This window comes from Saccharopolyspora shandongensis, assembly GCF_900106995.1.
GTDB lineage: Bacteria > Actinomycetota > Actinomycetes > Mycobacteriales > Pseudonocardiaceae > Saccharopolyspora > Saccharopolyspora shandongensis.
This window is the reverse complement of record NZ_FNOK01000010.1, coordinates 88,229-115,113: the sequence shown is the minus strand read 5'-3', so window position 1 is coordinate 115,113 and position 26,885 is coordinate 88,229. Positions and strand designations below refer to the sequence as shown.

Sequence of the window (26,885 nt, the reverse complement as noted above, 5' to 3'; positions counted from 1 at the left end):
CTCGTGCGGCCCAACGCTCGCTGGACATGCTCCAGCGCCACGATCTGGCTTCTGCAGCCGGCCAGGCAAACCCGAACGCCGTGATGCGGCGAGCCGATGAACCGGGCTCGTCGCATCACGGCGGATTTGCGCGACGGCGAACCGGACAAACCGCGCTCTGCCTGAACCAGCATTGTCGCCCGGTCTGCGCAGCCCGAGTGGTGGCGAGGAGTCACCGCTTGCGGCGCGGGGGTGGGGCGGTGGACTCGCGCACCACCAGGGAGTGCGCCGTGGTGCGGCGACGGGGGCGGGCCGACGGTTCCTTCAAGGCGAGGAGCAACGCCTGCTCCCCCATTTCCGCCATTGGCAACCGGACCGTCGTCAGCGCCGGCGACAGGTGCTCCGCGACGGCCACGTCGTCGAAGCCCGCCACCGAAATGTCCTTCGGCACAGCCATTCCGCGCGCTCGCAGCGCCGCGAGGACGCCGATCGCCATGTCATCGTTGAGCGCGATCACCGCGGTCACGTCGGGGTGCTCGCCGAGGACGCGCCGCATGGCCAGCGTGCCGCCGTCGCGCGTGAACGCTTCCTCGATGACAGGAATGTCCTCAATTGACAGTCCGGCCGCTTCCAGTGCCTGCGCGGCGCCCGCGAGGCGATCGGCCACTGTGGTCAGGGCCCGGGGGCCGGCGACGAAGGCGATCCGCCGGTGCCTCAGGGAAAGCACGTGTTCGGTGATCGACCGGCCACCCGCGGTGTTGTCCGGCAGCACCGCGTCGGTGCCGAGGTGGTGACGTCCGATCACCGCGACGCGGCCCCCTGCTTCCTGGAACGCCTGGAGGTCCTGCTTCAGCGACGCCTGCTTCCGCGCATCCACGAAACCCGAGCCGGCGATGATGATCGCCCGGACCCGGTTGGCGATCAGCGTGCGGACCTGGACGAGCTCGTTCTCCGGGTCGCGCCCCGTGTGGCAGATCTGCACGGTCAGGCCCTGCTGCGCGCCGACGCGCAGCACCCCGCTGGCGATCTCGGTGAAGTAGGGGTCGCCGATCTCGTGCACGAGCAGTCCGACGCTCGTGCTCGCGCCGCCGGCCAGCGTGCGGGCGTGCACGTTGGCGACGTAGCCCATCTGCGCGGCGACTTCGCGCACTCGCTCGGCGATGGCGTCGCTGACGCCCGCGGACCCGGACAGCGCCCGCGACGCCGCAGCGATCGACACCCCGGCCCGCTCGGCGACGTCAATGAGCCTGAGCCTCGCGCGTTGCTGTGGCATCCGTGACCCCTTCCGCTCCGGTCCGCCCTGCGGTCCGCGCCCACCATCATGATCCGTGACCTTGCCACTTCGTCCGATGGTTCCTATTCTGCCGTAAGCGCTTACGAAAGCGCTTGCGGATGCCCCCAACGACGGGTGGACCATGAAAATTTCACAACGTCTTCGACTAGGTGTACTCGTGACCAGCGCGAGCCTCGCGCTGACCGGCTGCCTCAGCTCGGGCGCCGGAGGCAACGACGACAGCATCCAGATCGGCATCTCCCTGCCCCTCACCGGCGACTTCTCCGAGCCCGGCAAGGGCGTCCGCCGCGGTTACGAAGCGTGGGCCGACTACGTCAACGCCCGCGGCGGGTTGCTGGGCCGCAAGGTCGAGCTGACCATCCTCGACGACCAGTCCAACGCCGACCGCGTCGCGGCCGACTACGAGAAGCTGATCAACCAGGACGGCGCCGACCTGGTCTTCGGGCCGTTCTCCACCCGTCTGGTGATCCCGGCCGCGCAGGTCGCCAAGGACTACGGCTTCCTGTTCGTCGAACCGGCCGGCGCCGCCGAGGAAGTGTTCGACCAGGGCTTCGACAACCTCTTCTACGCCGCGCCCGCGGTCGCCGAGGACCACTACAACCACTTGGCCGCGGCGATCCTGGCGATGCCCGCCGATCAACGCCCGAAAACCGCCGCGTACGCGGCCATGGACGACCCGTTCGCGCAGGGCACCGCCTACGGTTTGAAGGGCAAGCTCGAAGCGGCGGGAATCCGCACGGCGGTCGATGAGGTCTACCCGCCCAACACCACGGATTTCGGTTCCATCGCGGCCAAGATCGCCGATTCGCGGGCGGACCTCGTCGTCGGCGGAACGCAGTACCAGGACGCGGTCAACCTCATCCTGGCGTTGCGCCAACTCGGCTACCAGCCCTCGATGGCGGCCTTCTCCACCGCACCGACCAACCCGGAGTTCACCAAGGCCATCGGCGAGCAGACCGAGGGAATCCTCTCCCCCACCGGATACACGCCGGAAGCGAACTTCCCGTCCAACAAGGAGTTCGTCGAGCACTACACCCGGATGTTCAACTCCCCGCCCAACGAGGACGAGGCGAACGCGTGGACCACCGGGCAGGTCGTGGCCGCCGCCGTGCAAGCCGTCGGCTGCGCCGATCCGGACCCCGACTGCCAGCGCAGGCTCATCGACTGGCTGCACCAGAACGAGGTGGACACCGTGGTCGGCAAGCTCGGCTGGGACGCCACCGGAAAACCGCGCGGCGCGCACCTGATCCAGCAGTACGTCGGCGGCCGGATCCGCATCGTGCTGCCCGCGGAGACCAAGGAAGCCGACCTGGTCCACCCCAAGCCGGCGTGGTGATGCATAAGAGACTGGTCCCTGTCTTTGAAGCGGCGCAGCCGCTTAGCCCACCCTCCCAACCGGCACCGCCGCGGGTTCTCAGGGGCCTTCTCGCGAGGACAGCCCCGACGTGGTGAATTGGCATTCATGAGTCGGGGATTCCACAGCGAGAAGACCGCAGTAACTCCCGCAGGGGGGCCGCCACCCGCACCGTCACGCAAAACGAGTCTGGAAAGAGGCTCTAAATGACCGGATCGCTCCTGCTGCAGAGCCTGGTGCTCGGCGTGCTGCTCGGCGGGCTCTACGCCCTCCTCGCCGCGGGCCTGACGCTGTACTTCGGCGTGATGCGCGTGGTGATGCTGGCGCACTCGGCCTTCCTGATCCTGGCGGCATACCTGGCCTGGTTCTTCAACCTCCAGACCGGTTTGGACCCGCTGCTGTCGCTGCTGGTGACCGTCCCGCTGTTCTTCGCGGTCGGCGTGCTCATGCAGCGGCTGCTGATCTCGCGGCTCCGCCCGGCGACGCTGACCATGATGTCGGTGCTGCTGACGTTCGCCGTCGCGCTGGTGATCGAGGGCGCGCTCGGGCTCGTCTTCAGCGGGACCCACCGGCGCATCCAGCTGCCCTACTCCGGCGGGGACATCCAGTTCTTCGGCGCCAGCATCCCGGTGGTGAAGCTGATCGCGTTCGGCCTCGCCGCGGTGTCGCTGGCCGGGCTCTACCTGCTGCTGAAGAAGACCCGGTTCGGCCAGGCGCTGCGCGCCACGATCCAGCACCGGGAGGCCGCGCAGCTGGTCGGCATCAACACCGGCCGGATCGCCGGCTACGGGTTCGGGTTGGGCCTGGCCACCGCGGCGATCGGCGGGACTGCGCTGGCCCTGGACTCCACGATCTACCCCTCGCTGCACTGGCATTGGATCGGCCCGCTGATGGCGATCATCGTGGTGGGCGGGCTGGGCAGCATCCCGGGTGCGGCGATCGCCGCAATGGTGCTGGGGCTCGGCCAGAGCCTGCTCCAGCTGCCGCTCGGAACTACTTGGGCGCAAACGGTTTTCTACGTCGCGCTGTTCGCCACCTTGCTGTTGCACCCCCAGGGATTCTTCGGAGGCCGCCTTGCGCAGCGTTTCTGATCCCGCCCGCGCCGCGAAGCTCGTCGGACTGCTCGCGCTGGCCGCGCTGGTGGTCGCTTTCCCCGCGCTGGCACCGGATCCGTTCATCCTGTCGGTCGGCGTGGTGATCATGAGCTATGCCGTGCTGGCCACGTCGTGGAACTTCGTGGGCGGGTTCACCGGCTACGTCTCGCTGGGCCACGCGGCGTACTCCGGGCTCGGCGGCTACGCCACCGCGCTGCTGGTCGTGCGCGCGGACCTGAACCCGTGGCTCGCGCTGGTCCTCGGCGGCGTGGTCGTCGCGGTGCTCGCGGTGCCGATCGGCATCGCCAGCCTGCGGGTGCGCGGTGCTTCGTTCGTCATCGTCTCGATCGCGCTGGTGCTGATCACGCTGCTGGTCTTCCAGAGCTTGGGAGACTTCACCGGCGGCTCGAACGGTTTGCGCGTGCCGCGCCCGTTCGGTCCGGACGTGCTCCGCCCCGAGCAGCACGAGCGGTTCTTCTACCTGCACGCCGCGCTGCTGGCCGTCGCCCTGCTGTGCTGGTGGGCGATCGACCGCTCCCGGTTCGGCTCCGGGCTGAAGGCGATCCGGGAAGACGAGGACAAGGCCGAAGCGCTCGGGGTGCCGACCTTCACCTACAAGCTCGTCGCGTTCGTCGTCTCGGCGTTCTTCACCGCGCTGGGCGGCGGGCTCTACGCGCTGTGGTTCGGGTTCCTGGACCCGATCTTCCAATTCTCCGTGCTGACCGGTTCCTACCTGGTGCTGATGAGCCTGCTCGGCGGCGTCCGCAGCCTGTTCGGGCCGGTGCTCGGCGCGGTGATCGTCGGCTACGCCGTGGAGTACTTCAAGGCCCAGTACGGCGACACCCAGCTGCACCTGGTCGCGCTGGGCGTGCTGCTCGCCGCAGTCGTGCTGTTCATGCCGGACGGGATCATCCCGGCGCTGCGCGACCTGCTGCACCGGTTCCGCCCGCGGACGGCGTCGATCCGGGAAGTCAGCCAGGCCGAGCTCGCCGAGCAGCGCCGGGCCGGGACCGTCGAGGAGGCGCGCCTGTGAGCACGGGATTGGAAACCACCGGCCTGACCAAGTCCTTCGGCGGGGTGCGCGCCGTCGACGGGGCCACCGTCGCCTTCCGGCACGGCAAGGTCAACGCGCTGATCGGCCCCAACGGATCGGGCAAGACCACGTTCTTCAACTGCGTCACCGGGATGATCAAGCCCGATTCCGGCACCGCGAGCTACCACGGCCGGGACATCACCGGCCGTCCGCCGCACCGGATCGCCCGCGCGGGCATCGGCCGCAGCTTCCAGCTGTGCCGGATCTTCCCGCGGATGACGGCGCTGGAGAACCTGCTGGTCCCGGTCCGCTCCCGGACCCTGCTCGGCCGGCTGGTCTCCGCGCGCCAGCGCGCCGACCTGGACCGGGCGCGCGAACTGCTCACCCGCGTCGGCATCGAGCACCTGGCCGACGTGCAGGCCCGCGACCTGTCCTACGGCCAGCAGAAGCTGCTCGAACTCGCCGGGGTGCTGATGGCCGATCCCGAGACGGTCCTGCTCGACGAGCCCGCGGGCGGGGTGAACCCGGCGCTGATCGAGCGGATCCGGGAGCTGGTGCGCGCGCTCAACGCCGAGGGCCGGACCTTCCTGATCGTGGAGCACAACATGGACCTGGTGATGAGCCTGTCCGACCACGTGGTCGTCTTCGACCGCGGGCGGCCGATCGCCGCGGGCACGCCCGACGAGGTCCGCAACGACCCGCGAGTCCTGGAGGCCTACCTTGGGATCTGAGCAGCGGGGTTCGGGCGAGCACCTGCTCGAACTCGTCGACGTCGAGGCCGGGTACGGGCGCGCGGCGCTGGTGCTGCGCGGGCTGACGGTGCGGGTGCCGCCGGCCAGCGTGGTCTGCCTCGTGGGGCCGAACGGCGCCGGGAAGTCCACGGTGCTCAAGGTCGCCAGCGGCATGCTCACGCCGCGATCCGGCCGGATTCTGGTGTGCGGGAAGGACGTCACGAGCCGCCGCCCGCAGCAGATGCTCGAAGCCGGTCTGTCCCACGTGCTCCAGGGCCACAGCGTGTTCAAGGAGATGACGGTCGCGGAGAACGTGCTGCTCGGCGCGTACACGCTGCGGGACAGGTCCGAGATCGCCGACCGCGTGGCCTACGTCAAGGAGCTGTTCCCGGTCGTGGCCGAGCGGTGGGACGCGCTGGCCGGGGCGCTTTCCGGCGGACAGCAGAAGCAGGTCGAGTTCGCCCGGTCGCTGATGGTCAGCCCGAAGGTCGTGCTGCTCGACGAGCCGTCGATGGGCCTGGACCCCAAGGCGACCGAGACCGTGTTCGCCCAGGTGGCGCGGATGCGCGATGCGGGGACGGCGGTGCTGCTGGTGGAGCAGAACGCCCGCCGCGCATTGGAGGTCGCCGACCTGGGCTGCGTCCTCGACCTCGGCCGGGTGCACATCTCCGGCCCGGCATCCGACCTGCTCGCCGACCCGCAGCTCGGCGAGCTCTACCTCGGCAACCGACGCTCCAGCACCGCATCGTCGAAGACGTTGAAGACAGGGAGCCAGTGACGATGACCGACCGCACCTACCGCATCCTGATGAACGGCGTCACCGGCCGGATGGGCTACCGCCAGCACCTGCTGCGTTCGGTGCTGGCGATCCGCGACGACGGCGGCGTGCCGCTCGCCGACGGCAGCCGCATCCAGGTCGAGCCGGTCCTGGTCGGCCGCAACGCCGAGAAGCTGGCCCGCATCGCCGCCCAGCACGACATCGCCGAGTGGAGCACCGATCTCGACGCGTTGCTGGCCGAGGACGCCGCGGAGATCTACTTCGACACCCAGGTCACCAGCGAGCGCCGCAAGGCCGTGCTGAAGGCCGTGGCCGCCGGTAAGCACGTCTACGCCGAGAAGCCGGTGGCCGAGACCGTCGCCGAAGGCGAGGAACTGGTGACGGCGGCCGAAGACGCCGGGGTCGTCAACGGCGTCGTGCACGACAAGATCTTCCTGCCGGGCTTGCAGAAGCTCAAGCGGCTGGTGGACGCGGGCTTCTTCGGCCGGATCCTCTCGGTGCGCGGGGAGTTCGGCTACTGGGTCTTCGAGGGCGACCTGCTGCCAGCGCAGCGGCCGAGCTGGAACTACCGGGCCGAGGACGGCGGCGGCGTGGTGCTGGACATGTTCTGCCACTGGAACTACGTGCTGGAGAACATCTTCGGCCGGGTCCGCGCGGTCACCGCGAAGGCCATAACGCACATCCCGCAGCGCTGGGACGAGAACGGGCAGCGCTACGACGCCACCGCCGACGACGCGGCGTACGCGATCTTCGAGCTCGACGGCGGGATCATCGCGCAGATCAACTCGTCGTGGGCGGTGCGGGTGGAACGCAAGGAGCTGCTGGAGTTCCAGGTCGACGGCACGCACGGCTCGGCGGTCGCGGGCCTGTTCGGCTGCCGGATCCAGCCCCGGGTGCGCACCCCGCGGCCGTCGTGGAACCCGGACCTGCCCACCACCGAGGACTTCCGCGGCCAGTGGGACGAAATTCCCGACAACGCGGAGTTCCACAACGGTTTCCGCGCGCAGTGGGAACGCTTCCTGCTGGACGTGCACCACGGCAGGCCGCACCCCTACGACCTGGCGGCCGGGGTGCGCGGCCTCCGGCTCGCCGCCGCCGGTCTCACCTCGTCGGCAGAGGGCCGCCGCATCGAGCTGCCCACCGGATGCCCAGCATGAGCGCGATCGAACTGCCCACCGGCCAGGGCACCTGGGCGCAAGTCGTGCTGCGCGAACCCAGGCGGTGGAAGGAACATCCGCAGCCGTACGGCTCGCGGGTCGCGTTCGCCGCCGCGCACGTTGTCGCCGACCCGCTCGGCGACAACACCCCGGGGGCGCCGGCGGCAGTGGACTGGGAGTCCACATTGGCCTTCCGCCGGGAGCTGTTCCGCTACGGGCTCGGGGTGGCGGAAGCGATGGACACCGCGCAGCGCAACATGGGCCTGGACTGGCCCGCGGTGCGGGAACTCGTCCGCCGCAGCGCCGATCAGGCCCGCTCCTCCGGTGCCCGGATCGCCTCCGGGGCGGGCACCGACCACCGGGCCGAGGCCACCACCCTCGACGAGGTCGTCGCGGCCTACGAGGAACAAGTCGGCTTCGTGGAGTCGACCGGTTCGCAGGTGATCGTGATGGCCTCCCGCCAGCTGGCCGCCATCGCCCGCGCCGCCGACGACTACCGGCGGGTGTACGACGCGGTGCTGCGGCAGGTCGCCGAGCCGGTGATCCTGCACTGGCTCGGCGAGGCCTTCGACCCGCACCTGGCCGGTTACTGGGGCTCGACCGACCTGCCCACCGCCACCGAGTCCTTCCTCGACCTCGTCCGCGACCACGCCGCGAAGGTCAACGGCGTGAAGGTGTCCCTGCTGTCGGCCGAGCACGAGCGCGGTCTGCGCGCCGCGCTGCCGGCCGGCGTGCGCCTCTACACCGGTGACGACTTCAACTACCCGGAGCTGATCCGCGGCGACTCGCAACACCACTCGGACGCGCTGCTCGGCGCGTTCGCCGCGATCGCCCCGGCCGCATCGGCGGCGCTGGCCGCGCTCGACGACGGCGACCTCGCGACCTACGACGCGGAAATGGATGCGACGCTCCCGCTGTCGCGGCACGTGTTCAGCGCACCGACCTTCTACTACAAGACCGGGATCACCTTCCTGAGCTGGCTCAACGGCCACCAGCCGGGCTTCACGATGCTCGGCGGGTTGCAGTCCGCGCGCAGCATCGTGCACCTGGCGCGGATCTTCGCGCTGGCCAACGATGCGCAGCTGCTGGTCGATCCGGAGTTCGCCGCGCACCGGATGCGGTTGTGGCTCGAAGCTGCGGGGGCCGCTGCATGAGTGCGCGCGACGTGCCGATGAACGCACCGGCCCGGGTGCCGACTCCGCAGCCCGGTGACCCGCGGCTGGCCCGGCTTTCGCTGAACCAGCGCACCACCGCCAACTGGTCGCTGCGCGAGGCGGTGGAAGGCTGCGCGGCCGCCGGGCTCGGCACCATCGGGGTCTGGCGCGAACCGGTCGCGGAGGCCGGGCTGGCGGTCGCCGCGCGGATGGTCCGCGATGCCGGGCTGCGGGTTTCCTCGCTGTGCCGCGGCGGTTTCTTCACCTCCGGCGATCCGATCGGCGACAACGTCACCGCCCTCGACGAGGCCGCAGCTCTCGGCTGCGACGCACTGGTGCTCGTGCCCGGCGGGCTGCCCTCGGGCGACCGCGATCTCGCCGGCGCCCGGCAGCGCGTGGCCGATGCCGTCGCCGCATTGGTCCCGCACGCCCGCGATCGCGGGGTGCGACTCGGCATCGAACCGATGCACCCGATCTTCGCCGCCGACCGCGGGGTGATCTCGACCCTCGCCCAGGCCCTGGACATCGCCGAGCAGCACCCGCCGGACGTGGTCGGCGTCGTGGTCGACACGTTCCACGTGTGGTGGGAGCCGGGCGTGCTGGAGCAGATCGCGCGCGCCGGGCAGCGGATCGTCAGCTACCAGATCTGCGACTGGATCACCCCGCTACCCGCGGACACGCTGCTCAGCCGCGGGATGGTGGGCGACGGCCACATCGACTTCGCAGCGCTGACGCGCGCGGTTTCCGCCGCCGGATACCGCGGGGACGTCGAGGTCGAGATCTTCAACGCCGACGTCTGGGCCGCCCCCGGCTCCGATGTCGTCGCCACCATGACCCGCCGATACGTCGAATTCGTGGAGCCGCACCTCTAGCCGCCAGGAGGAAGTCCACATGAGAAGACGAACACTGCTCACCGGGTTGGTCGTCGGCCTTTGCGCGACGGCCATCCCGGCCGCGTCCGCCGCCCCGGGGCTCGTGGTGGTCCGACCGGCCGCCACGGACCGGCATTGGGCCCCGCTGACTCCGGAGAAGTGGGAGTTCACCGCCGGTCAGGTGGTCATGACCGATCGCGGGGTGCCGCCGGAAGGCCCGCGCCGTCCGTTCGAGTACGCCATCGTCCGGAAAGGACCGGAGTTCGGCTCGCTGAGCCTGACCGGCGAGGTCCGCATCGACGAACCGGTGACCCGCAACGACCGCGATGTCGTGCTGATCTTCAACTACCGGTCCCCAACCCGCTTCTACTACGCGCACTTGTCGCAGGACAACACGATCTACCCGCACAACGGGATCTTCGTCGTCGACAACGCCGACCGGGTCCGCATCGACGACCAGTGGGACGGCACCACAGGCGCACCGCCCGCCATCGACGACACCGACTGGCACGACGTCCGACTCGACTACCGCGCCGCGACGGGTGAGATCGCGGTGCACGTCGACGGCGCCGACGAGCCGCTGATGACCGCGACCGACACCACCTTCTCCGGTGGCCGGGTCGGTTTCGGCTCGTTCGACAACTACGGGCGCGTCCGCGACGTCACCATCATCGGCACCCCCGCTTCCTGACAGCGGTTTCCGGCTTTTCTCCCGCAGTCCGCCGGTTTCCGCCGGCCGCCTGCGATGCATGACCGACCCACAACGGCGAGGGATGGAGTCCGACCATGCGCGTGCGCAGATCTTGGTGCGCCGCGATCACCGCAGTGGTGGCCGCAGCGACCCTGTTAGCACCACCGGCGGCCGGTGCCGCCGACGAACCGATCATCGATCCGATCCCCGAAGAGCCGCAGCAGTCCCGGCTCGGCCTGGTGCTCCAGGAGGTCGCGCAGCTGCCCGCGTCCGAGGCGACGCCACCGGCGACCGACCCGCGGCTGATCCGGCACAACCGGATCAACTACATCGGCGAGGTGCCCGACGGCTCCGGCCGGATGTTCGTGCCCGACCTCAACGGCCCGCTGTACCTGCTGGACGGCGGTCAGCAGCACGTGTACCTGGACTTCAAGGCCCGCTTCGAGCACTTCTTCTCCGGGCGCGGGATGGGCAGCGGCTTCGGATTCGTCGCCTTCCACCCCGACTTCGCGCGCAACGGCAAGTTCTACACGGTGCACAGCGAGGACAAGGCGGCCATCGACTCCGAGGAGCCGACCTATCCGAACCAGCCGAACGCGTCCGTGCAGAGCGTGGTGACCGAGTGGACCGCCGACGATCCGGCCGCCGACGTGTTCTCGGGTTCCCAGCGGGAGATCTTCCGCTTCGGGTTCACCACCCAGATCCACGCGATCCAGCAGATCGACTTCAACCCCACCGCCAAGCCGGGCGACCCCGACTACGGCCTGCTGTACCTGGGAGTCGGTGACGGCGGCATCGGTCTGGACTCCGATGTGCCGCAGGACATGAGCACCCCGGCGGGCAAGATCCTGCGGATCGACCCGGCGGGCAACGATGGCCCGAACGGCCAGTACGGCATTCCGGCGTCGAACCCGTTCGTCGGCACACCCGGCGCGCTGGGCGAGATCTACGCAATCGGCATGCGCGACCCGCACCGGTTCAGCTGGGATCCCGAGGGGCGGCACGCGATGTACCTCGGCCACATCGGCCAGCACGCGATCGAGGCGGTGTACGAGGTCCGCGCCGGGGACAACTACGGGTGGAGCGAGCGCGAGGGCGACTTCACCTTCCGCCCGGAGAACCAGTGCTACCTGTACCCGCTGCCGGCGGACGACGAGAAGTACGGCTACGTCTACCCGGTCGCCGCCTACGACCACGATCCGCCGCAGGGCTGGCCGTGCAACTCCGACAGCGGCCACGCGATCTCCGGCGGTCAGGTGTACCGGGGAGCGGAATTTCCGCTGCTGCGGGGCAAGTACGTCTTCGGCGACCTGGTGGACGGCCGCGTGTTCTACACCGACGTCAACCGGATGAAGCGCGGCGCGGAACGCGCGCCCCTGCACGAGTTGCAGCTGTTCGACACCGCGGGCAAGCAGATGCGGATGACGGACTTCGTCGGGGACGGCCGGGTGGACCTGCGCTTCGGCACGGACTCGCAGCGCAACCTGTACCTGCTCGCCAAGGCCAACGGCAAGATCTGGAAGGTGGCCGGAACGCGCGCGGCCCCCGGCTCGGAGGTCACCGAGCAGGTGCAGCGGAACCTGGTCGCCTACTACGACTTCGAGCGCCCCTTCGCCGCCGACGATTCCCGCGAGCTCGACCGCGGCGCGTCCCGCACCCTGCTGAGCCTGCTGGGCGGCGGCGAGGACATGCGGGTGGCCGACGGCGCGTTCCCCGGCAGCAACAACGCCCTCCAAACGCGGCAGGTCAACCCCGAAGTGGCCGGCAACGACGACTGGAAAGCCGGTGTCTGGGACGGCAACGGGGTCTCGTCGCTCAGCGCGTTCAACGGCACCGAGGGCGCGACCGTGATGGGCTGGTTCAAGATGACCGGCGAGAACCCCAGCCCCAACTCGAACACCCCGGACCCGGGCGACCGGTACAACGCCGTCGGTCTCGCCGGGATCCTCAGCGGCAACTCCGACGGCCACGACGTCCGGGCGCTGCTGGAGCTGATCCAGGTCGACGGTGAACTGCGGCTGGTGGGGCTGGGTCGCCGCATCGACGGCGGCAGCTCCCAGACGTTCGCCGCCCAGCAGGACTGGCGCGAGCTGCTCCCGCCCGGCGAATGGGTGCACCTGGCGGCGACGTTCGACTACACGAAGGGCGAAATCGCCCTCTACCGCAACGGCGAACCGCTCCCCGGCTTCTACGCGGTCCCGGGCGATCCGTGGCAGCTCGACGGGTCGGGAACGACGAGGACGAACCCGCGAGGGATCAAGATCGGCGGCAGCTTCCCGCAGAACACGGCGGAGCGAAACCCCTGCAACTGCCGGATGGACTCGCTGATGTTCCTGAACACGGCGGTAGAAGCGGATGCGATAGCCAATCAGTACCGCCGCTTCTTCCAACGCTGAAGCCCCGACGCGGGGTGCGGCCCACCCGCGCCCCGCGTCACCTGGATCGGGGGCGGGTGCAACGCCAAGCCGCGCGGCGCACCAGCCGACAAGCGCTGCCCTTGCCGATAACCTCGTCCGCACAGGTGAGACGGGGTGCTGGTGCGCCCGGACACGGTGCTGCGCACCACCGCGACTTGGTCGCACGCCGCCTAACGACTGCTTCCAAACGGTCACCGGTCGTTGGGCGGTGAGGCCCGCCGGTTTCCCGACGGGCCTCGATCTCCGCAGCCCGCGGCCGCGGTCAGCGAGCCGGCTTCACCGCCTTGGCGTAGCGGTTGATCGGCGGGAGCCAGCAGAACACGAGCGTCAGCAGGCAGCAGGGCCAAGCGGCCATGAGCGTCCCGCCGACCATGTCCGATCCCATGGCCGAGGTGCCGATGGCGGCGAAGTGGACGATGAAGGCGAGCACTGAGAACACGGTGAGCAGCACCCGGGCCCAGATCGTACGGGCGAAGATCGTCCACACCAGCACCAGGATTCCAAAGCCGATCTCGACACCCGCCCAGGTGGCCATGGCGCCCTGGAATCCGGTGACGAAGCCGTCCCACTGACCAGTGCTGCGCATCAGCTCGACGAACGCGTCCTCGCTGAGGCCCGCCTCGTCCAGCAGGCCGGGCTCGATGCGGTCGATGTTGTTGACCAGCTCGTCCTCGGCCAGCTGGCGGCCGCCGGCGAAGTTCAGGATCCCGGCGACGACCGGCAGCAGTCCGGACAGTCCGGCGAAGATCTGCAGGATGAGCAGCGTCACCGGTCGCTTCGGCACGTGCACGTGCGCAGGCGCGGCGGTGGGGGCGTGAGTCATGGTCGGTGTTTCTCCTCTTGGGGTGCAGTGCCGCGTGCCGCCCGACGCGCCGGAGGAGTCGGTTCCAGCTGTCGGTGCGACAGTTGTTCAGATGCGGCCCACCCGGTGGCGGTTCAGAATTCCCGCCAACCGTAATCCCCTCGATACCAACCGCGGTCCCGGAACCCGGTTCCCGCAAGAAGAAATCCGCAGATCAGTTGCGCTGTCATCGAGATCAGCACAGACCGTCCACAGTGGTGTCTGGTCAGGCGCTGCACCGGACGGCCAGGCTTGGAGCGCGGGACCGTTATTGATGGTGACCAGAACGTTGTTTGTACGCAGTGCCGGCCGGAGTTCATCCAGCAGTACCGGCAGGTCCTCGTGGCAGGAAACCGCGCGGACGGAGCCCCAGAAGGAGCGGCGCCCTCGTCCGCGCCTGGCCTGCACTCGCCCTCTTACCGAGTAGGCGGTGCTCAGCCCGTGCCGTGGAATACGTCGATGCCCTTGCTCCAGGCCGCGTCGAGATCGGCGTCGGATGGGAAGCGTTGGTTCAACTCGAGGATGACCATGCCGTGCGCGAAGGCCCAGATGGCCCGTGCACGTTCACGGTCACCGCCGGTGGCGTCGAGGAGCGGCATTGCGGCCGCCTCCTCGACGCCGGAGGCGAGCAGGTCGCGGCGCAGGGGCCGCTCGGTCATCAGCCGATAGAGGTTCGGCTGGCGGCGCGCGAAGTCGCGGTACGCGGCAGCGAGGGCGGCGATCGGGGCGTCGGATCGATGGACGGCCTGCGCGAACAGTTCGGCTTGCTCCTCGAAGCCGACCGAGATCAGCGCCGCCTCCAGTGCCTGCTTGTCGCGGAGGTGCTCGTAGATCGAGGAGGCGCGGATCCCGAGTTGGGCGGCGAGGCGGCGCATCGATAGCGCGTCGGGGCCCTCCCGCTCGAGGAGTTGCCGCGCGGTCTGCACGATCTCCCGGGCTCGTGGGGTGAGCCGACTCAGTGCGTGGGAAGCCATCCGTCCCGCCTCCCCAGAATGACCCTAACGGTGTTAGATTAGCGCCCTAACACCGTTAGGGTGAAAGGTGGCGTCGATGCCCGCTCATGCCCCATCCCGTCACGTCGAGACCGGCACCGGATCCGCGCGGATCCGTGACCGCGTCGCGCGGGCCCTGCTCGTCCTCGCCGCCGCTGGCGCCGTCGCCGCAGTGGCCGGCGCAGTGGGCACCGTCGCAACCGCCGGACCTGCCACACGGATGGTCGAGACCTGGCGCATGCTCGGCTTCGGTGTCTTCGCGGGCGTGTTCCTGCTGCTGGCCTACCGCCCCCGGCTCTACGCCGGGATCTGGGAGCTCGCCATCCTCAACAAGCTCGGCCTGACCCTGGCCGCCTTGTCCTTCGGCAGCGGGACCGACGGCGCCGGCGTGGCGCTGATCGCCGACGGAGCGGTCACGGTCATCCTGCTGGCCGCGTATGTGCTCAGCCGGAGCTGGGCGGCCTGGTCGACCGCAAGGGCCGTGGCGTGATGCAGTGATCCGCGACCGCCGCCGCACGCGGCTCCGGACACGCTGATCGCGTCCGCACCACGCTTCCTGGGAGCATCGCCAGGGTCGTCGTGCCATGGGCGCTCGCGTCATACTCGATCTGACTCGCCGTGCTGGTCGGGCCTGCCCACCGTCTTCGGCCCGCCAGTCAGCCCGCAGCGCTCCAGAATTCCATCACCTCCCCTGATGGATCGAACACCCCAGGACCAGCCACGGCCGCCCCTTGAACATCGTCAACCTCACCTGCACCACGCTCCTGCGCGCCATGGGCGAGCGGTGGCCGAAGTGATGTCGCCGTCGACCGCCGCGAGGATGGCGGTTTACTCGGGATGGCGTCCGCCATCGACCGACACGACCGAAAATTACGCGCCCCCGCGCTGGGTGGGCCAGCACCATCAACGGGAGCCGCAGGGAACCGGCGTTGGTCCGGCAAACTGGACACCTTGGCGGTGTTCCTGGCTCCGTTGTTACCGAAAGCCCTGCTCGGTGAACCAGGCCGCGATCTGGGTGCGGGAGGTGAAGCCCAGTTTGGTGAGGATGTGTTCGACATGTGACTCGGCGGTGCGCCGGGCGACCATGAGGGTGACGGCGATGTCCTTGTTGGACATGCCCTGGGCAACCAGCTTGGCGACCTCGCGCTCGCGCCGGGTCAGCGGTAGCTCGGACGCGGCGACAGGGGCGACGGGCTCCGTGTGTGGTTGTTCGCCTAGCACGTAAGCCACGGTCTCCTCGAGCGTGAAGCGCTTGCCCTGCTGGAGGGCGGCCTCGTAGACGCGGCTACCGAGAATGTCGCGAGCCTTGGTCTGGCACTGACTGCTCCACTCGCGCGCAGTCGCCCAACCCGTCAGCCATTCGCCGATCTGCTCCCACAATGTATCGGCCATACCGAAAAGAACGGCGGCCCGCTGGGCGTCCTCCTCGGCCGCGGCCACCCAACCCAGCATCTCCACACACCACGAGATGCCCAAGTGGTCGTGGAGAGCATGCTTGAGCCGGAGGGCCTCCGTCGCATACGCGGTCACCTGCGGCAGATCGCGCTGAAGCCAGTGAGCGAGGGCCAGGTGCCACAACCCCCACGACCGCCCCCATCGTTCACCATTGGCCTGGCAGTCGGTGACGCACTCCTGGCACAGCGCGACCCCGCGCTCGGAATCACCCAACATGCCCACGACCGTGCCCAGACAGCACAACACCACGGCCGGCAACGAGCCCTGGGCGCCCGCGTTTCGATAGTGAGCCACTGCCTGCTCATACGCTGCGGCCGCCGCCGGTAACTCGTCAGCGAACCACCTGGCCAACCCGAGAAACTGCTGCGCGTGCCCCAGTGTGATCTCGTCGTCGAATACTCGGGCCAGGTCAACGCATTCGGACAGGACCACGAGAGCGTACGCGGTATCGCCTTGAATGACGGCGAGATAGCCGACACCCCACAGTGCGTTGGCCCGCTCGGGGCTGGGCTCGGTGTCACAGGCCAGCGCCTGCTCCAGCCACCACCGGCCGTCCCGGACGGCACGCACGATCCAGTACCAGTACAGCGCGCCGGCCATCCGCAACCCGGTGCGGGCCTGACCGGGTCGGGTGAGGCAGAACTCCAACGCCACCCGCACGTTGGGCTGCTCGGCATGGAATCGCTCCAGCCACTGCGCCTGGTCGGGGCCGAACCAGTCCGCTTCCGCCCGTTCGGCCAGGCGCAGGTAGTAATCCCGATGCCGCCGGCGGACAGTTTCTTCCTTCTCCTTGGAAAGCTGCTCTCTGCCGTACTGGCGGATTGTTTCCAACATCCGGTATCGAGCGCCCTGGGTTTCCCCGCGCTTGATCAACAGGGATTTGTCGACCAGCCCAGCCACCCCGGTGAACACTTCCTCGACCAGCACTCCCTCGCCGACACACACATCCTCGGCTGCGGTCATGTCGAACTCGCCCGGGAACACGGACAACCTGGCCCACACCGTGCGCTCGAGCTCCGTGCACAGCTCGAAGCTCCACTCGATCGCCGCTCGTAGCGTCTGATGCCGAGCCGGCGCGGCCCGGTCGCCATGCGCGAGCAACTGGAAACGGTCTTGCAGCCGCTCCAGGATCTGCTCGACGCTCAGCGTCCGCAGCTGGACTGCGGCCAGCTCGATCGCCAGCGGCAACCCATCCAGCCGCCGGCACAATCGGGCCACCGCCGCCGTGTTGTCGTCGGTCAGGGCGAACCCGGACACGACATCGGCTGCCCGCTGCTCGAACAACTCCAACGCCTCGTACCGGCGGCCGCAGTCCGCAGACGGTGGCGAACCCTCCGGTGGCAGCGACAGCGGGGGAACTTGCCACACGTACTCACCTGTAATGTCCAGCGGGGCCCGGCTCGTGGCCAGGACCCGCAGTCCCGGCGCAGCCCGCAACAGGCGGGCCACTAGATGCGCGCTGTCATCCAGCAGGTGCTCGCAGTTGTCCAGTACCAGCAACAACCGCTTCTCCGCCACATAGTTGACCAACACCGTTTCCGGATCCCGATTCGACCGGTCGGTCAAACCCAACGCCGACGCGACCGTATCCCTCAACAGCGCCGGATCCCGCAGCGCAGCCAAACCCACCAGCCACACGCCATCAGCAAACGCCCGCCGCAACTCCCACGCGACATGCAGCGCCAACCGCGACTTACCGGTCCCACCCACACCGGTCAACGTCACCAACCGAGACGATCCCAGAGCACGCTTCACATCGACCGTGGCTTCCACACGGCCAACGAACCCCGTCAACTCAGCCGGAAGCCGACCCACGCCCCGACTCGACACCGCTGCTCACCCGACACCACCTCTACCAAGGCATGGTAGCTCTGCGGGCCCAGTGATCTGTCCCCGAAAGCGAGGGTTGACGTGCGGGAACGCCACCGCGCAGACGGAACGGGAGCACCTAGCCGCCGACGGCAGAGCAGCCTCTGCGCCGAGCGATACTGCATCGGGTAGGTGGTCGCCTCCCGTGTCGGTGGTGGTCATCCAGTCATCGACGGCGGCCTCCGGTCGGTCACGCCGACGTCCGCCGACCTGGCACAGGTCGGTCTCGGCGGCACGGATCGACGGACACCAGCACGTTCCATCGTGGCCCCGGAACGGTCCCGCGGGACCTCCTCGCGCCAGCTCTCGCCGGGTGGCGTCCTGTATGTGGATCCAGTCAGCTCCACCTATGCTCACCGTGTTCGGCAAGTCTCGGCGCACCTCGACGAACCATTGACGCACACCGCGTCCACTTGGGACACCGTCCGCTCGGCTTCCAGCGCGTCGGGGGGTACCAGCCAGCGGAGTGGCCGAGCCCAGTGAAGCAGACACACCTCGCCGTGCAGAGATCGCCAGGTAACGGCCATCCTCGGACCTAGCCTGCAGACCGGGCTTGCTGTCCACACTCATACCGCAGCACCGCTGGGCGCGTCGTCATGGGACACAGGTGGCGATGCCGGGGATGAGGCCATGTGGTCATAGACCAGGCGGCAGGCGAAGTCGAATTCGGGCGCGTTGTAGTCGTCAGTGTCTGACCGCGTGATCCAGCTGACGACTCGGCGGGATCCCGGTCGCCCTCTGTTTCCCGAACGTTCAGCCGGCGTCCCTGCCCGCGCTAGTTGCCGTGCCTAAGTTTCTTAGCGTTTCTTGAGGAAGGGAACCATGGACACACCCCTGGCAGTGCGGGCTCGTGGGATTACCAAGTGTTTCGGGGATGTCGTCGCGCTCGACGGCATCGATCTGGATGTGGCGCAGGGGCAGATCCACGGGTTGGTCGGGCCGAACGGTGCCGGCAAGACGACTTTGCTCGGCCTGCTGCTGGGTCTGGCCGTCGCTGACAGCGGCACTCTCGAAATCCTCGGTACGCCGGTCGGCCGGGCGTTGACCGGTCCTGACGCCGTCGCGGGTTTCGTCGACGGTCCCGGGCTCTACCCCTCGCTGACCGCCAAGCAGAATCTCGCCGCGTTGGCCGTACTTCGGGGCGGTGATGCGAAGACGGCGAGGATCGACGATGTGCTCGACGAGGTCGGGCTCACCGATGTCGGCGACGACCGGGTCCGTGGTTTCTCACTCGGCATGCGTCAGCGCCTCGGGCTCGCCGCGGCGCTGCTGACCAAGCCGCGTCTGCTGGTGCTCGACGAGCCGTCCAACGGCCTCGACCCGGCCGGCAAGCAGCACGTGCACCGCGTCCTTACCCGGCTCGCGGACGACGGAACCTCCGTCGTGCTCTCGAGCCACCGGATGGACGACCTCGAAGCACTGTGCTCCGAGGTCACCATCGTCGCCACCGGACGGGTCGTGTTCTCCGGGCCGCTGAGCAAGCTCGCCACCGAGAACCAGGAACTCGACTACCGGATTCGCACCTCCGACTCGGAGGCCGCCCGCAGGCTGGCCGCCGATGTCGCAGGGATCCGCGTCGTCGATGGGCAGGACACCGAGGTGCTCGTGGTGAGCGCGCCGGTGCCCGCCCTTGACGAATTGGTGGCGCGGCTCGTGCAGGCCGGCGTCGCGGTGCGTGAGCTTGCGCCCGTGGTGTCACCGCTGGAGGCCGCGTTCCTCGCACTGACCGAGCAGCAGGAGTCCAACCAATGACCGCGACCCTTACCGACGCCCCCGCTTCCGCTCCCGCCGCCCGTCCGGTCTCGACGGCGCGCGGTTACCGCTTCGAGCTGGTCAAGCTGCTTTCGCAGTGGCGGGTACGCCTTCTGGTCCTTGCCTGCTGGATCGCGCCCGCGCTGTTCATCATCGCGGTGAGCCAGCAGACGACGCTGCCCGTCGACACCCTCTTCGGCCGCTGGATGAACGACACCGGGTGGGCCGGATCGCTGGTACTGCTGGGTTTTTCGGGCCTGTACGCCCTTCCGCTGCTGGCCTCGCTGGTCGCCGGTGACGTGTTCGCCTCCGAGGACCGGCTCGGTACCTGGCGCCACCTGCTGGTGGCGGTCCGGTCGCCGCGGCGGATCTTCGCCGCGAAGGCACTGGCCAGCCTCACGGTCCTGCTGGTTCTCGTGGTAGGGCTGACCGTTTCCAGCGTCGTTGGTGGGCTCGTGGCGGTTGGCGGCCGGGAGCTGATCGGGCTCGACGGGCATCTGCTCGCGCCGGGCGACGCCGCAGGGAAGGTACTGCTCGCCTGGGCCTGCGTGCTCGCGCCGACCCTCGCACTCGCGGCGATCGGGCTGCTCGGGTCCGTCGCATTCGGACGGTCGCCGATGGGGCTGCTGATGCCTATCGTCGTCGCCTTCATCATGCAGTTCGTGCAGCTGATGCCGGTGCCCGTCGCGGTGCGGCTCGCGCTGCCCACCTACGCCTTCATCTCCTGGAACGGTCTGTTCACCACGCCCATGCAGTTGGGGCCGCTCGTGATCGGCATCGTGGTCAGCCTGGTGTGGGCCGTGGCCGCGACGGCGCTGGCCTACGTGCTTTTCCTGCGGCGGGACTTCACGAACCTCACCTACGACGGCGCCGGGCGCCGCGCGATCACGCTGGGGCTGCTGCCGCTGGTCGGGGTTTTCGCCGTCACCGCCGCGGTCGTGATCCCGGTGACGGGCGCTACCGGTTCCGGGATCGAGCAGGACAAGGTGCAGCGGTCGCTCGCCACGGCGTTCGCCCACCTCTACCGCCTGCAGACCGAGCAGCTCAACCGGCCCGATGTCACCGAGGCGCAGCTGGCGGCCACGGCGGCGTGCAACAAGGGCGGCGGCATGATCGCTCCCGAGGGGCCGGGCAACGACTGGCGCTGCGTCGTCTCGTGGCATCTCCCTGGCGTCGAGGCCGTGGGGACGGCGATCTACCAGCTCGACGTCACCGCAGACGGGCGGTTCGTCGCTGACGGCGACGGGCCGAAGGAAGTGAACGGTTACTTCCTGGTGCGCACCCCGGCAGGGGATGTGCCGAACCCGCTATGGCAGTTCGACGGCAACGTCGAGCTGCTTTCCACCATCCCGAAGGGATAACTCAACAATGCAGGTAAAGCGTCATCGTCGGCGCTCCGAGAATGCCGGTTTCCGGGTTCTCGGGCGACGAGGTGGCCGTCCGATACGCCTGGTCACCGCGGGCGCGTCGGCGGTAGCCCTCGCCGTCACCGGCACCGGTATCGGATTCGCCCAGACTGAATTGTTCGGGACCGACCAGGTGGGCCAGACCACCGACAACGGCCTGGTCATCTCCTCCGACCAGTACCTCGCCCCCTACGGCGAGCGGATGGTCATCAACAACGGCAAGATCATGTCGTCGGCGATCAGCCCGGACGGCACGCACATGGCGGCGTCGATCACCGATGGCGGCATGGCGCTGTCCATTGTGGACCTTAAGAGCTACAAGGTTCAGCAGCTGATCGGCAACAACGCCGCGGCGAACCTGCGTATCCCGGGGAACGACATCGGGCAGGAAGGCCCGACGTACTCGCCCGACGGCACGTCGCTGTGGCTGGGCCAGGCCGACGGGTACCGCAAGTTCACCGTGAACGCCGACGGAACGCTTGCGAACCCGACGTTCGTGCCCATCGCCGCGGTCGGCGGCAAGCGCGCGCTGGTCGGCGAGGCGGTGTTCTCGGCCGACGGCTCTACGGTGTACTCGGCGGTCAACGGCCAGAACCGCGTCGTGGCGATCGACGTCGCGACCGGTGCGGTCAAGCAGAGCTGGAACGTGGGCAACGCCCCGCGTGACCTGAATCTGGTCGGTGGCAAGCTGTACGTCAGCAACGAGGGTGGCCGTCCGGCCCTGCCGGGCGAGACGACGATGAACTCCTACGGCACCCAGGTGCCGGCAAACGGGGACACCGGTGCCTCCACCACCGGTACCGTGAGCGTCATCGACGTCGCCGACCCGGCCGCCACCCCGGGCAGCATCGACGTGGGTCTGCACCCGACCGCGCTGTATGCGAAGAACGGCGCACTGTTCGTCACCAACACGGCGTCGGACACCGTGTCGGTCATCGACATGGCCAGCGACAAGGTGATCCAGACCATCGCGACGCAGCCGTGGCCGGAGGCCTCGGTGGGTTACGAGCCGACCGCGGTGACCGTGACCGACGATGGTCACCTCCTGGTGACGCTGGGCCGCGCGAACGCGATCGCGGTGTACAAGTACGCCAACCCGCTGGAGCCGGTCAGCTTCATCGGTCTGCTGCCGACGGACTACTTCCCGTCGGAGATCGCCGAGGTCGGCAACGACATCGTCGTGACGAACACCCGCGGTATCGACGCCCGCCGCTCGACCACCAACCAGCACCGCACACACGACACCACCTCGAGCCTGACGCACTTCACGCTGCCCAGCGATGACGTGATCAAGGGCGAGACCGGCAAGGTCTTCACCCAGAACGGCTGGCGCGGCAACTCGCTGGCCATGGCGGACAACAACGGCAAAGCGCAGCCGGTCCCGGTTCCGGTCAAGCTCGGTGACCCCTCGACGATCAAGTACGTGTACTGGGTCGTCAAGGAGAACCGCACCTACGACCAGATGTTCGGGGACATGCCGCAGGGCAACGGTGATCCGTCGCTGGCCTCCTACGGCGAGAAGGTCACGCCGAACAACCACGCGCTGGCCCGCCAGTTCGGTCTGTACGACAACATCTACGACACCGGCACCAACTCCGCCGAGGGGCACAGCTGGGTGACGCAGGCGGACAACCCGGAGTACACCGAGTCGACCGCGGGTGAGTACATCCGTAGCTACGACACGGAGGACGACGTGCTGGGGCACCAGCGGTCCGGCTTCATCTGGACCGGTGCGAAGGTCGCCGGCAAGTCCGTCAAGAACTTCGGTGAGTTCCAGAACTTCGAGCAGAAGCCGGCTGGTGCGACCTGGCAGAAGTACTGGTGCGACGCGAAGAACATGGCCGCGACCGGGCAGCCCAGCGCTTACCCGATCAAGGTCGGTTCGGCGATCCCATCGCTGAACGAGGTTTCGGTGCCGGGCTTCCCGAAGTACGACCTGAATGTTCCGGACGTCTACAAGTACGAGGTCTGGAAGCAGGACTTCGAGAAGAACGGCCCTGCCAACCTGAACATGATGTGGCTGTCCAACGACCACACCGGTGGGCCGGCCAGCGGCCCGGCTCAGGTCGCGGACAACGACCTCGCGCTCGGCAAGCTCGTGGACACGATCTCGCACAGCAAGTACTGGCCCGAGACCGCCATCTTCGTGGTCGAGGACGACTCGCAGGCCGCTGCCGACCACGTCGACGGCCACCGCGCGCCGATCCAGATCATCAGCCCGTGGGCCAACCACGGCGTGGTGGACAGCCACTACGGCAGCCAGATCACCATGCTCCGCACCGTGGAGCAGATCCTCGGCATCCAGCCGATGAACCAGAAGGACACCGCGGCGTCGCCGATGCGTCGGGCGTTCAGCCCGCACGCCGACTTCACGCCGTACAACGCGGTGCCCAACCAGGTGCCGCTGACCGACGGCCTGAAGACGATGCCCGAGTGTGGCGCGGACGTCCCGGCCCAGCCGGCTCTGACGACCACCTCGGTGCCCGCGGACAAGCAGCAGCTCGCGCTGCGGTGGGCCGACTGGAAGGCCCAGCAGCACGCGAACGGGACGGCCGACAAGGTCGACGCGTTCAACCCCGCGCAGCTGAACCACCTCGGCTGGTACGAGGCGACGGGCTGGGAGAAGCCGTTCCCGGGTGAGGACACGTTCTACGCCCCGGCCGACGTGCCGGGTGCTGCGATCCCGTCCCGGGACTCCGACGGCTGACGTAGGCTGATCGCATCGAGAGGGCTCCTGGCCGGCTTCACCACTGGTCAGGGGCCCTTCGCTTTCCTGTGCGGCAAGTACGGGATATGGGCCATCAAGCGAATCACCCGCACACCCGCCGGTCGACCCGTCGACTTGGCCGGCGCGAACATGCCGGTCCCCGATGGCGCGATCCTCATGGCCCCACATCCGGCTGAGCGTGCGTCGGCTCAGCTGCTCGCCAGCGCGACGATCACGGGCACCGACATGGCGAGCGCGTTGTTGACGCCGTGGACGACGATGCCGGGCCACACCGAACCGGTACGGCGCAGCAGCAGTGCGTTGACGACGCCGATCACGAACGCGACGGGCAGCACTGGGTTGAGGCCGTGTACGAGCGCGAAGACCGTGGCGCTGGCGAGCACGCTGATCCAGGTCCCGTAGCGCCCCAGGGCGTTGGCCAGCACCCCGCGGAAGATGAGTTCCTCGCCGATCGGGGTGGCGACGAACCCGGATACCGCGGTCGCGAGGTACCAGACGACGCCGCCCGCAGCGGCCGCTTGGTAGTCGACCTGGACGTTCTGGTGATCGTCCGTGACGGCCTGGTAGAGCAGCGAGGCGATCGCGGCTAGCACCCAGGCGAGGACACCGAACCCGACGGCGGCGAGCAATGACCGCCCGCTCGTGCGCCGCACGCCGAACGGCGCAAGCCGGCGGATCCGCAGCAAGGCGGCGACCGCGAAGGCACCAAGCCCCATCACCGCAGAGAGCACGAACCCGACGAAACCCGCCATAGCGGCCGACAGGACGGCATTCTGCAGATACACGATCACGACCACCTCGAAGACCGCATAGGCAGCCAGTCCAGCGACGATCTCGGGCCAGCCGGGACGCGACGGCCTCTCGACCGGCACCTCGGCCAGGACCGGGCGGGGAATTTCGTTCATTCGATGCTCCCGATTGGACGCTACAGCGTTGGTACAGCGTACTAGTACGCTGTACCGACGCTAGCACGGCGTACCGGTACGCCGTGCTAGGGTTGGTTTCGTGAACAAGAGCAGGAGGGAAGAGATCCTCGCCGCGGCCCTCCGGCTGACGTACGAGCAAGGCGTCGGAGCGTTGAGCGTCCGGTCCGTCGCAGCCGCAGCCGGCGTTGGGGCGAGCACGTTGCGGCACTACTTCCCGTCCCAAGCCGACCTCTATCAGGCGGTCGCGAGCCAGCTCGTCACCCACGTTCTCGACGACCTCGACATCGCCGATGACAGCCGCGATCCGGCCACCCGCCTGTACGACTGCCTCAAGCAGTTCGTGCCGCAGTCCGACGAACAGATGCAGGCCCTGACCAGCTGGGCCGAGCTGAACCGGCTAGCCCTCGGCGGCGACGCGGGAGTCGTGGAGATCCTCAAGAGCGGGCACCGGGCCTCGGAGGAGACGCTGCTCCGCTGGTTCGGCACGCTCGCCGGCCAGGGGCATGTCGCGCCGGCCGACGTCGACGCTCACGTCACACGCGTTCTCGCCCTGATCGACGGACTCAACCTCGACCTGTTCCTCTTCCCCGACCGCGTCGATCTGGCGGCAGCGAGAACGGCCCTCCGCTGGTTCGCCGAGCGCATCATTTCCTGACCTACACGTCGCGGGGAAGCTGCTGTGCACCGCGCGAGGTTCTTCCTCGACACGGGATCGGGCACGGCGTCGTGGACCACCGGCCCCGTTGAGCGCTCCCGCGGGCGGATCGACGGCCCCGGGCGGTGGGGCGGCGTCCCGCCGGACGCGGCGGTCGGGGAGCTTCCGGTGTCGCGGCGCTCCCGTGCGACTGGGCGGCTTTCGCGCCCTGCGGTCGGTGGTCGGCTGACCTAGCGTTGGCACCCATGACCGCACGGAACCGGGAGCATCGCCGCAACACCCGGCGCAGCCGGGATTCCCGCCGCGAGCACCTGTCGATCAACCCGGTGTTCGTCGCCGAACCGGCGCAGGTGCCGCGCAACCGGTTGCCCGCGCGGGAGCTCGATCCCGACGTGGCTTACCAGATCGTGCACGACGAGCTGATGCTGGACGGCAACGCGCGGCTCAACCTCGCCACGTTCGTCACCAGCTGGATGGAACCGCAGGCCGACCGGTTGATGGCGGAGTGCTTCGAGAAGAACATGATCGACAAGGACGAGTACCCGCGCACGGCCGCGCTGGAGCAGCGCTGCGTGCGGATGCTCGCTGAGCTGTGGCACGCCCCCGACCCCGAGTCCACCATCGGCTGCTCCACCACCGGTTCCAGCGAGGCGTGCATGCTGGCGGGGTTGGCGCTCAAACGCCGTTGGCAGCACGCCCGGCGCGCGGCCGGCCGGTCGGCCGACCGGCCGAACGTCGTGATGGGCGCCAACGTCCAGGTCTGTTGGGAGAAGTTCGCGAACTATTGGGACGTCGAGGCGCGACTGGTGCCGATGGAGGGGGAGCGCTTCCACCTCGACGCCGCCGAAGCCGTCGCCCGCTGCGACGAGAACACCATCGCGGTGGTGGCGGTGCTGGGCTCCACCTACGACGGCAGCTACGAGCCGGTGGCCGAGATCTGCGCCGCGCTGGACCGGTTGTCCGCCGAGCGCGGCTGGGACATCCCGGTGCACGTCGACGGCGCCTCCGGAGCGATGATCGCCCCGTTCTGCGACCCCGACCTGCGCTGGGACTTCCGGCTGCCCCGAGTCGCCTCGATCAACACCTCCGGGCACAAGTACGGCCTGGTCTACCCGGGCGTGGGCTGGGTGGTGTGGCGGGATTCGGTCGCGCTGCCGCAGGATCTCGTCTTCGACGTCAACTACCTCGGCGGCAGCATGCCAACGTTCGCGCTGAACTTCTCCCGGCCAGGCGGGCAGGTGGTCGCGCAGTACTACGCGTTCCTGCGCTTGGGCTTCGATGGCTTCCGCAGGGTTCAGCAAACCTGCCGGGACGTGGCGACCTCGCTGGCCGACCGGATCGCCGGGCTCGGGCCGTTCCGGTTGCTCACCCGAGGGAACCAGCTGCCGGTGTTCGCCTTCACGCTGCGCGAGGAGGTCACCGACTACTCGGTCTTCGACGTGTCGGCGCACCTGCGGGAACGCGGTTGGCTGGTCCCGGCCTACGTGTTCCCGGCAGACCGCACCGACCTGGCGGTGCTGCGGATCGTGGTTCGCAACGGCTTCACCCACGACCTCGCGGATCTCCTGGTCGAGGATCTCGAACGATCCATCGCGGAACTGCGGCGGCAGCCCGAACCGGTGCGCGGCGTGGAGCACAGCTCGTTCGCGCACGGCAGCGGCATCCCGCAGCGGGGCTGAACCGGCGGGGCCGCCGCACGGCACGCGA

Annotated in this window: 21 protein-coding genes; 16 read left to right on the top strand and 5 right to left on the bottom strand. The window is 68.9% G+C overall.

The annotated features are described in order from the left end of the window. Positions 1-211: 211 nt before the first annotated feature. The gene (locus BLW84_RS13380; protein WP_093265397.1) at positions 212-1,252 is read right to left on the bottom strand and encodes a LacI family DNA-binding transcriptional regulator; all 1,041 of its coding nucleotides are present in this window, start codon (positions 1,250-1,252) and stop codon (positions 212-214) included. Between the two features lie 178 nt (positions 1,253-1,430). Here BLW84_RS13380 and BLW84_RS13375 point away from each other — a divergent pair, with 178 nt between their 5' ends. From BLW84_RS13375 to BLW84_RS13330, 10 genes are all read left to right on the top strand, one after another. Beyond that, the gene (locus BLW84_RS13375) at positions 1,431-2,609 is read left to right on the top strand and encodes an amino acid ABC transporter substrate-binding protein (protein ID WP_093265395.1); all 1,179 of its coding nucleotides are present in this window, start codon (positions 1,431-1,433) and stop codon (positions 2,607-2,609) included. Positions 2,610-2,833: 224 nt separating this feature from the next. Next, entirely contained in the window at positions 2,834-3,718 is an 885-nt protein-coding gene (locus tag BLW84_RS13370; protein ID WP_093265393.1) for a branched-chain amino acid ABC transporter permease, read from the top strand. Further along, positions 3,702-4,754 carry a branched-chain amino acid ABC transporter permease gene (locus BLW84_RS13365; protein WP_093265392.1) on the top strand — a complete coding sequence of 351 codons (1,053 nt, stop codon included), beginning with the start codon at positions 3,702-3,704 and terminating at the stop codon, positions 4,752-4,754. The genes BLW84_RS13370 and BLW84_RS13365 overlap by 17 nt, the downstream gene beginning before the upstream one ends. After that, positions 4,751-5,485 carry an ABC transporter ATP-binding protein gene (locus tag BLW84_RS13360; protein ID WP_093265390.1) on the top strand — a complete coding sequence of 245 codons (735 nt, stop codon included), beginning with the start codon at positions 4,751-4,753 and terminating at the stop codon, positions 5,483-5,485. Before BLW84_RS13365 ends, BLW84_RS13360 begins: the two co-directional genes overlap by 4 nt. Next, the gene (locus BLW84_RS13355; RefSeq protein ID WP_093265389.1) at positions 5,475-6,263 is read left to right on the top strand and encodes an ABC transporter ATP-binding protein; all 789 of its coding nucleotides are present in this window, start codon (positions 5,475-5,477) and stop codon (positions 6,261-6,263) included. Before BLW84_RS13360 ends, BLW84_RS13355 begins: the two co-directional genes overlap by 11 nt. 2 nt (positions 6,264-6,265) lie before the next feature. After that, positions 6,266-7,420, top strand: a complete 1,155-nt coding sequence (locus tag BLW84_RS13350; RefSeq protein WP_177226440.1) for a Gfo/Idh/MocA family protein — start codon at positions 6,266-6,268, stop codon at positions 7,418-7,420. Beyond that, positions 7,417-8,574 (top strand): dihydrodipicolinate synthase family protein, encoded by a 1,158-nt coding sequence (locus tag BLW84_RS13345; protein ID WP_177226439.1) that lies wholly within the window; start codon positions 7,417-7,419, stop codon positions 8,572-8,574. The genes BLW84_RS13350 and BLW84_RS13345 overlap by 4 nt, the downstream gene beginning before the upstream one ends. Further along, a complete protein-coding gene (locus tag BLW84_RS13340) occupies positions 8,571-9,446 on the top strand; it encodes a sugar phosphate isomerase/epimerase family protein (RefSeq protein WP_093265386.1) in 876 nt (291 codons plus the stop codon). Before BLW84_RS13345 ends, BLW84_RS13340 begins: the two co-directional genes overlap by 4 nt. Before the next feature lie 19 nt (positions 9,447-9,465). Then, entirely contained in the window at positions 9,466-10,137 is a 672-nt protein-coding gene (locus BLW84_RS13335) for a hypothetical protein (protein ID WP_093265384.1), read from the top strand. 95 nt (positions 10,138-10,232) lie between these two features. Then, positions 10,233-12,533, top strand: coding sequence for a PQQ-dependent sugar dehydrogenase (locus tag BLW84_RS13330; RefSeq protein WP_093265383.1), 2,301 nt, complete (start codon positions 10,233-10,235; stop codon positions 12,531-12,533). Positions 12,534-12,816: 283 nt separating this feature from the next. Here BLW84_RS13330 and BLW84_RS13325 read toward each other — a convergent pair whose 3' ends face one another. Continuing rightward, entirely contained in the window at positions 12,817-13,377 is a 561-nt protein-coding gene (locus BLW84_RS13325) for a hypothetical protein (RefSeq protein WP_093265381.1), read from the bottom strand. 452 nt (positions 13,378-13,829) lie between these two features. After that, positions 13,830-14,369: a TetR/AcrR family transcriptional regulator gene (locus BLW84_RS13320; RefSeq protein ID WP_093265380.1), complete on the bottom strand. Its 540-nt coding sequence runs from the start codon at positions 14,367-14,369 to the stop codon at positions 13,830-13,832. A 76-nt stretch (positions 14,370-14,445) separates the two neighbouring features. Here BLW84_RS13320 and BLW84_RS13315 point away from each other — a divergent pair, with 76 nt between their 5' ends. Beyond that, a complete protein-coding gene (locus tag BLW84_RS13315; RefSeq protein WP_093265378.1) occupies positions 14,446-14,877 on the top strand; it encodes a hypothetical protein in 432 nt (143 codons plus the stop codon). Positions 14,878-15,362: 485 nt separating this feature from the next. On the opposite strand, the gene BLW84_RS13310 is transcribed toward BLW84_RS13315, so the two are convergent. Beyond that, positions 15,363-17,615 carry a LuxR C-terminal-related transcriptional regulator gene (locus BLW84_RS13310; RefSeq protein WP_245761121.1) on the bottom strand — a complete coding sequence of 751 codons (2,253 nt, stop codon included), beginning with the start codon at positions 17,613-17,615 and terminating at the stop codon, positions 15,363-15,365. A 918-nt stretch (positions 17,616-18,533) separates the two neighbouring features. On the opposite strand from BLW84_RS13310, the gene BLW84_RS13305 reads away from it, so the two are divergent. From BLW84_RS13305 to BLW84_RS13295, 3 genes are all read left to right on the top strand, one after another. After that, positions 18,534-19,463 (top strand): ABC transporter ATP-binding protein, encoded by a 930-nt coding sequence (locus BLW84_RS13305; RefSeq protein ID WP_093265375.1) that lies wholly within the window; start codon positions 18,534-18,536, stop codon positions 19,461-19,463. Next, positions 19,460-20,824: an ABC transporter permease gene (locus BLW84_RS13300; protein ID WP_093265374.1), complete on the top strand. Its 1,365-nt coding sequence runs from the start codon at positions 19,460-19,462 to the stop codon at positions 20,822-20,824. Before BLW84_RS13305 ends, BLW84_RS13300 begins: the two co-directional genes overlap by 4 nt. A 178-nt stretch (positions 20,825-21,002) precedes the next feature. Continuing rightward, positions 21,003-23,576 (top strand): bifunctional YncE family protein/alkaline phosphatase family protein, encoded by a 2,574-nt coding sequence (locus tag BLW84_RS13295; RefSeq protein ID WP_425441710.1) that lies wholly within the window; start codon positions 21,003-21,005, stop codon positions 23,574-23,576. A gap of 209 nt (positions 23,577-23,785) precedes the next feature. Here BLW84_RS13295 and BLW84_RS13290 read toward each other — a convergent pair whose 3' ends face one another. Beyond that, a complete protein-coding gene (locus BLW84_RS13290) occupies positions 23,786-24,502 on the bottom strand; it encodes a CPBP family intramembrane glutamic endopeptidase (RefSeq protein ID WP_093265371.1) in 717 nt (238 codons plus the stop codon). Positions 24,503-24,602: 100 nt separating this feature from the next. On the opposite strand from BLW84_RS13290, the gene BLW84_RS13285 reads away from it, so the two are divergent. Next, entirely contained in the window at positions 24,603-25,178 is a 576-nt protein-coding gene (locus BLW84_RS13285; protein WP_093265369.1) for a TetR family transcriptional regulator, read from the top strand. A gap of 245 nt (positions 25,179-25,423) precedes the next feature. Then, a complete protein-coding gene (gad, locus tag BLW84_RS13280) occupies positions 25,424-26,857 on the top strand; it encodes a glutamate decarboxylase (RefSeq protein WP_093265367.1) in 1,434 nt (477 codons plus the stop codon). Positions 26,858-26,885: the final 28 nt, after the last annotated feature.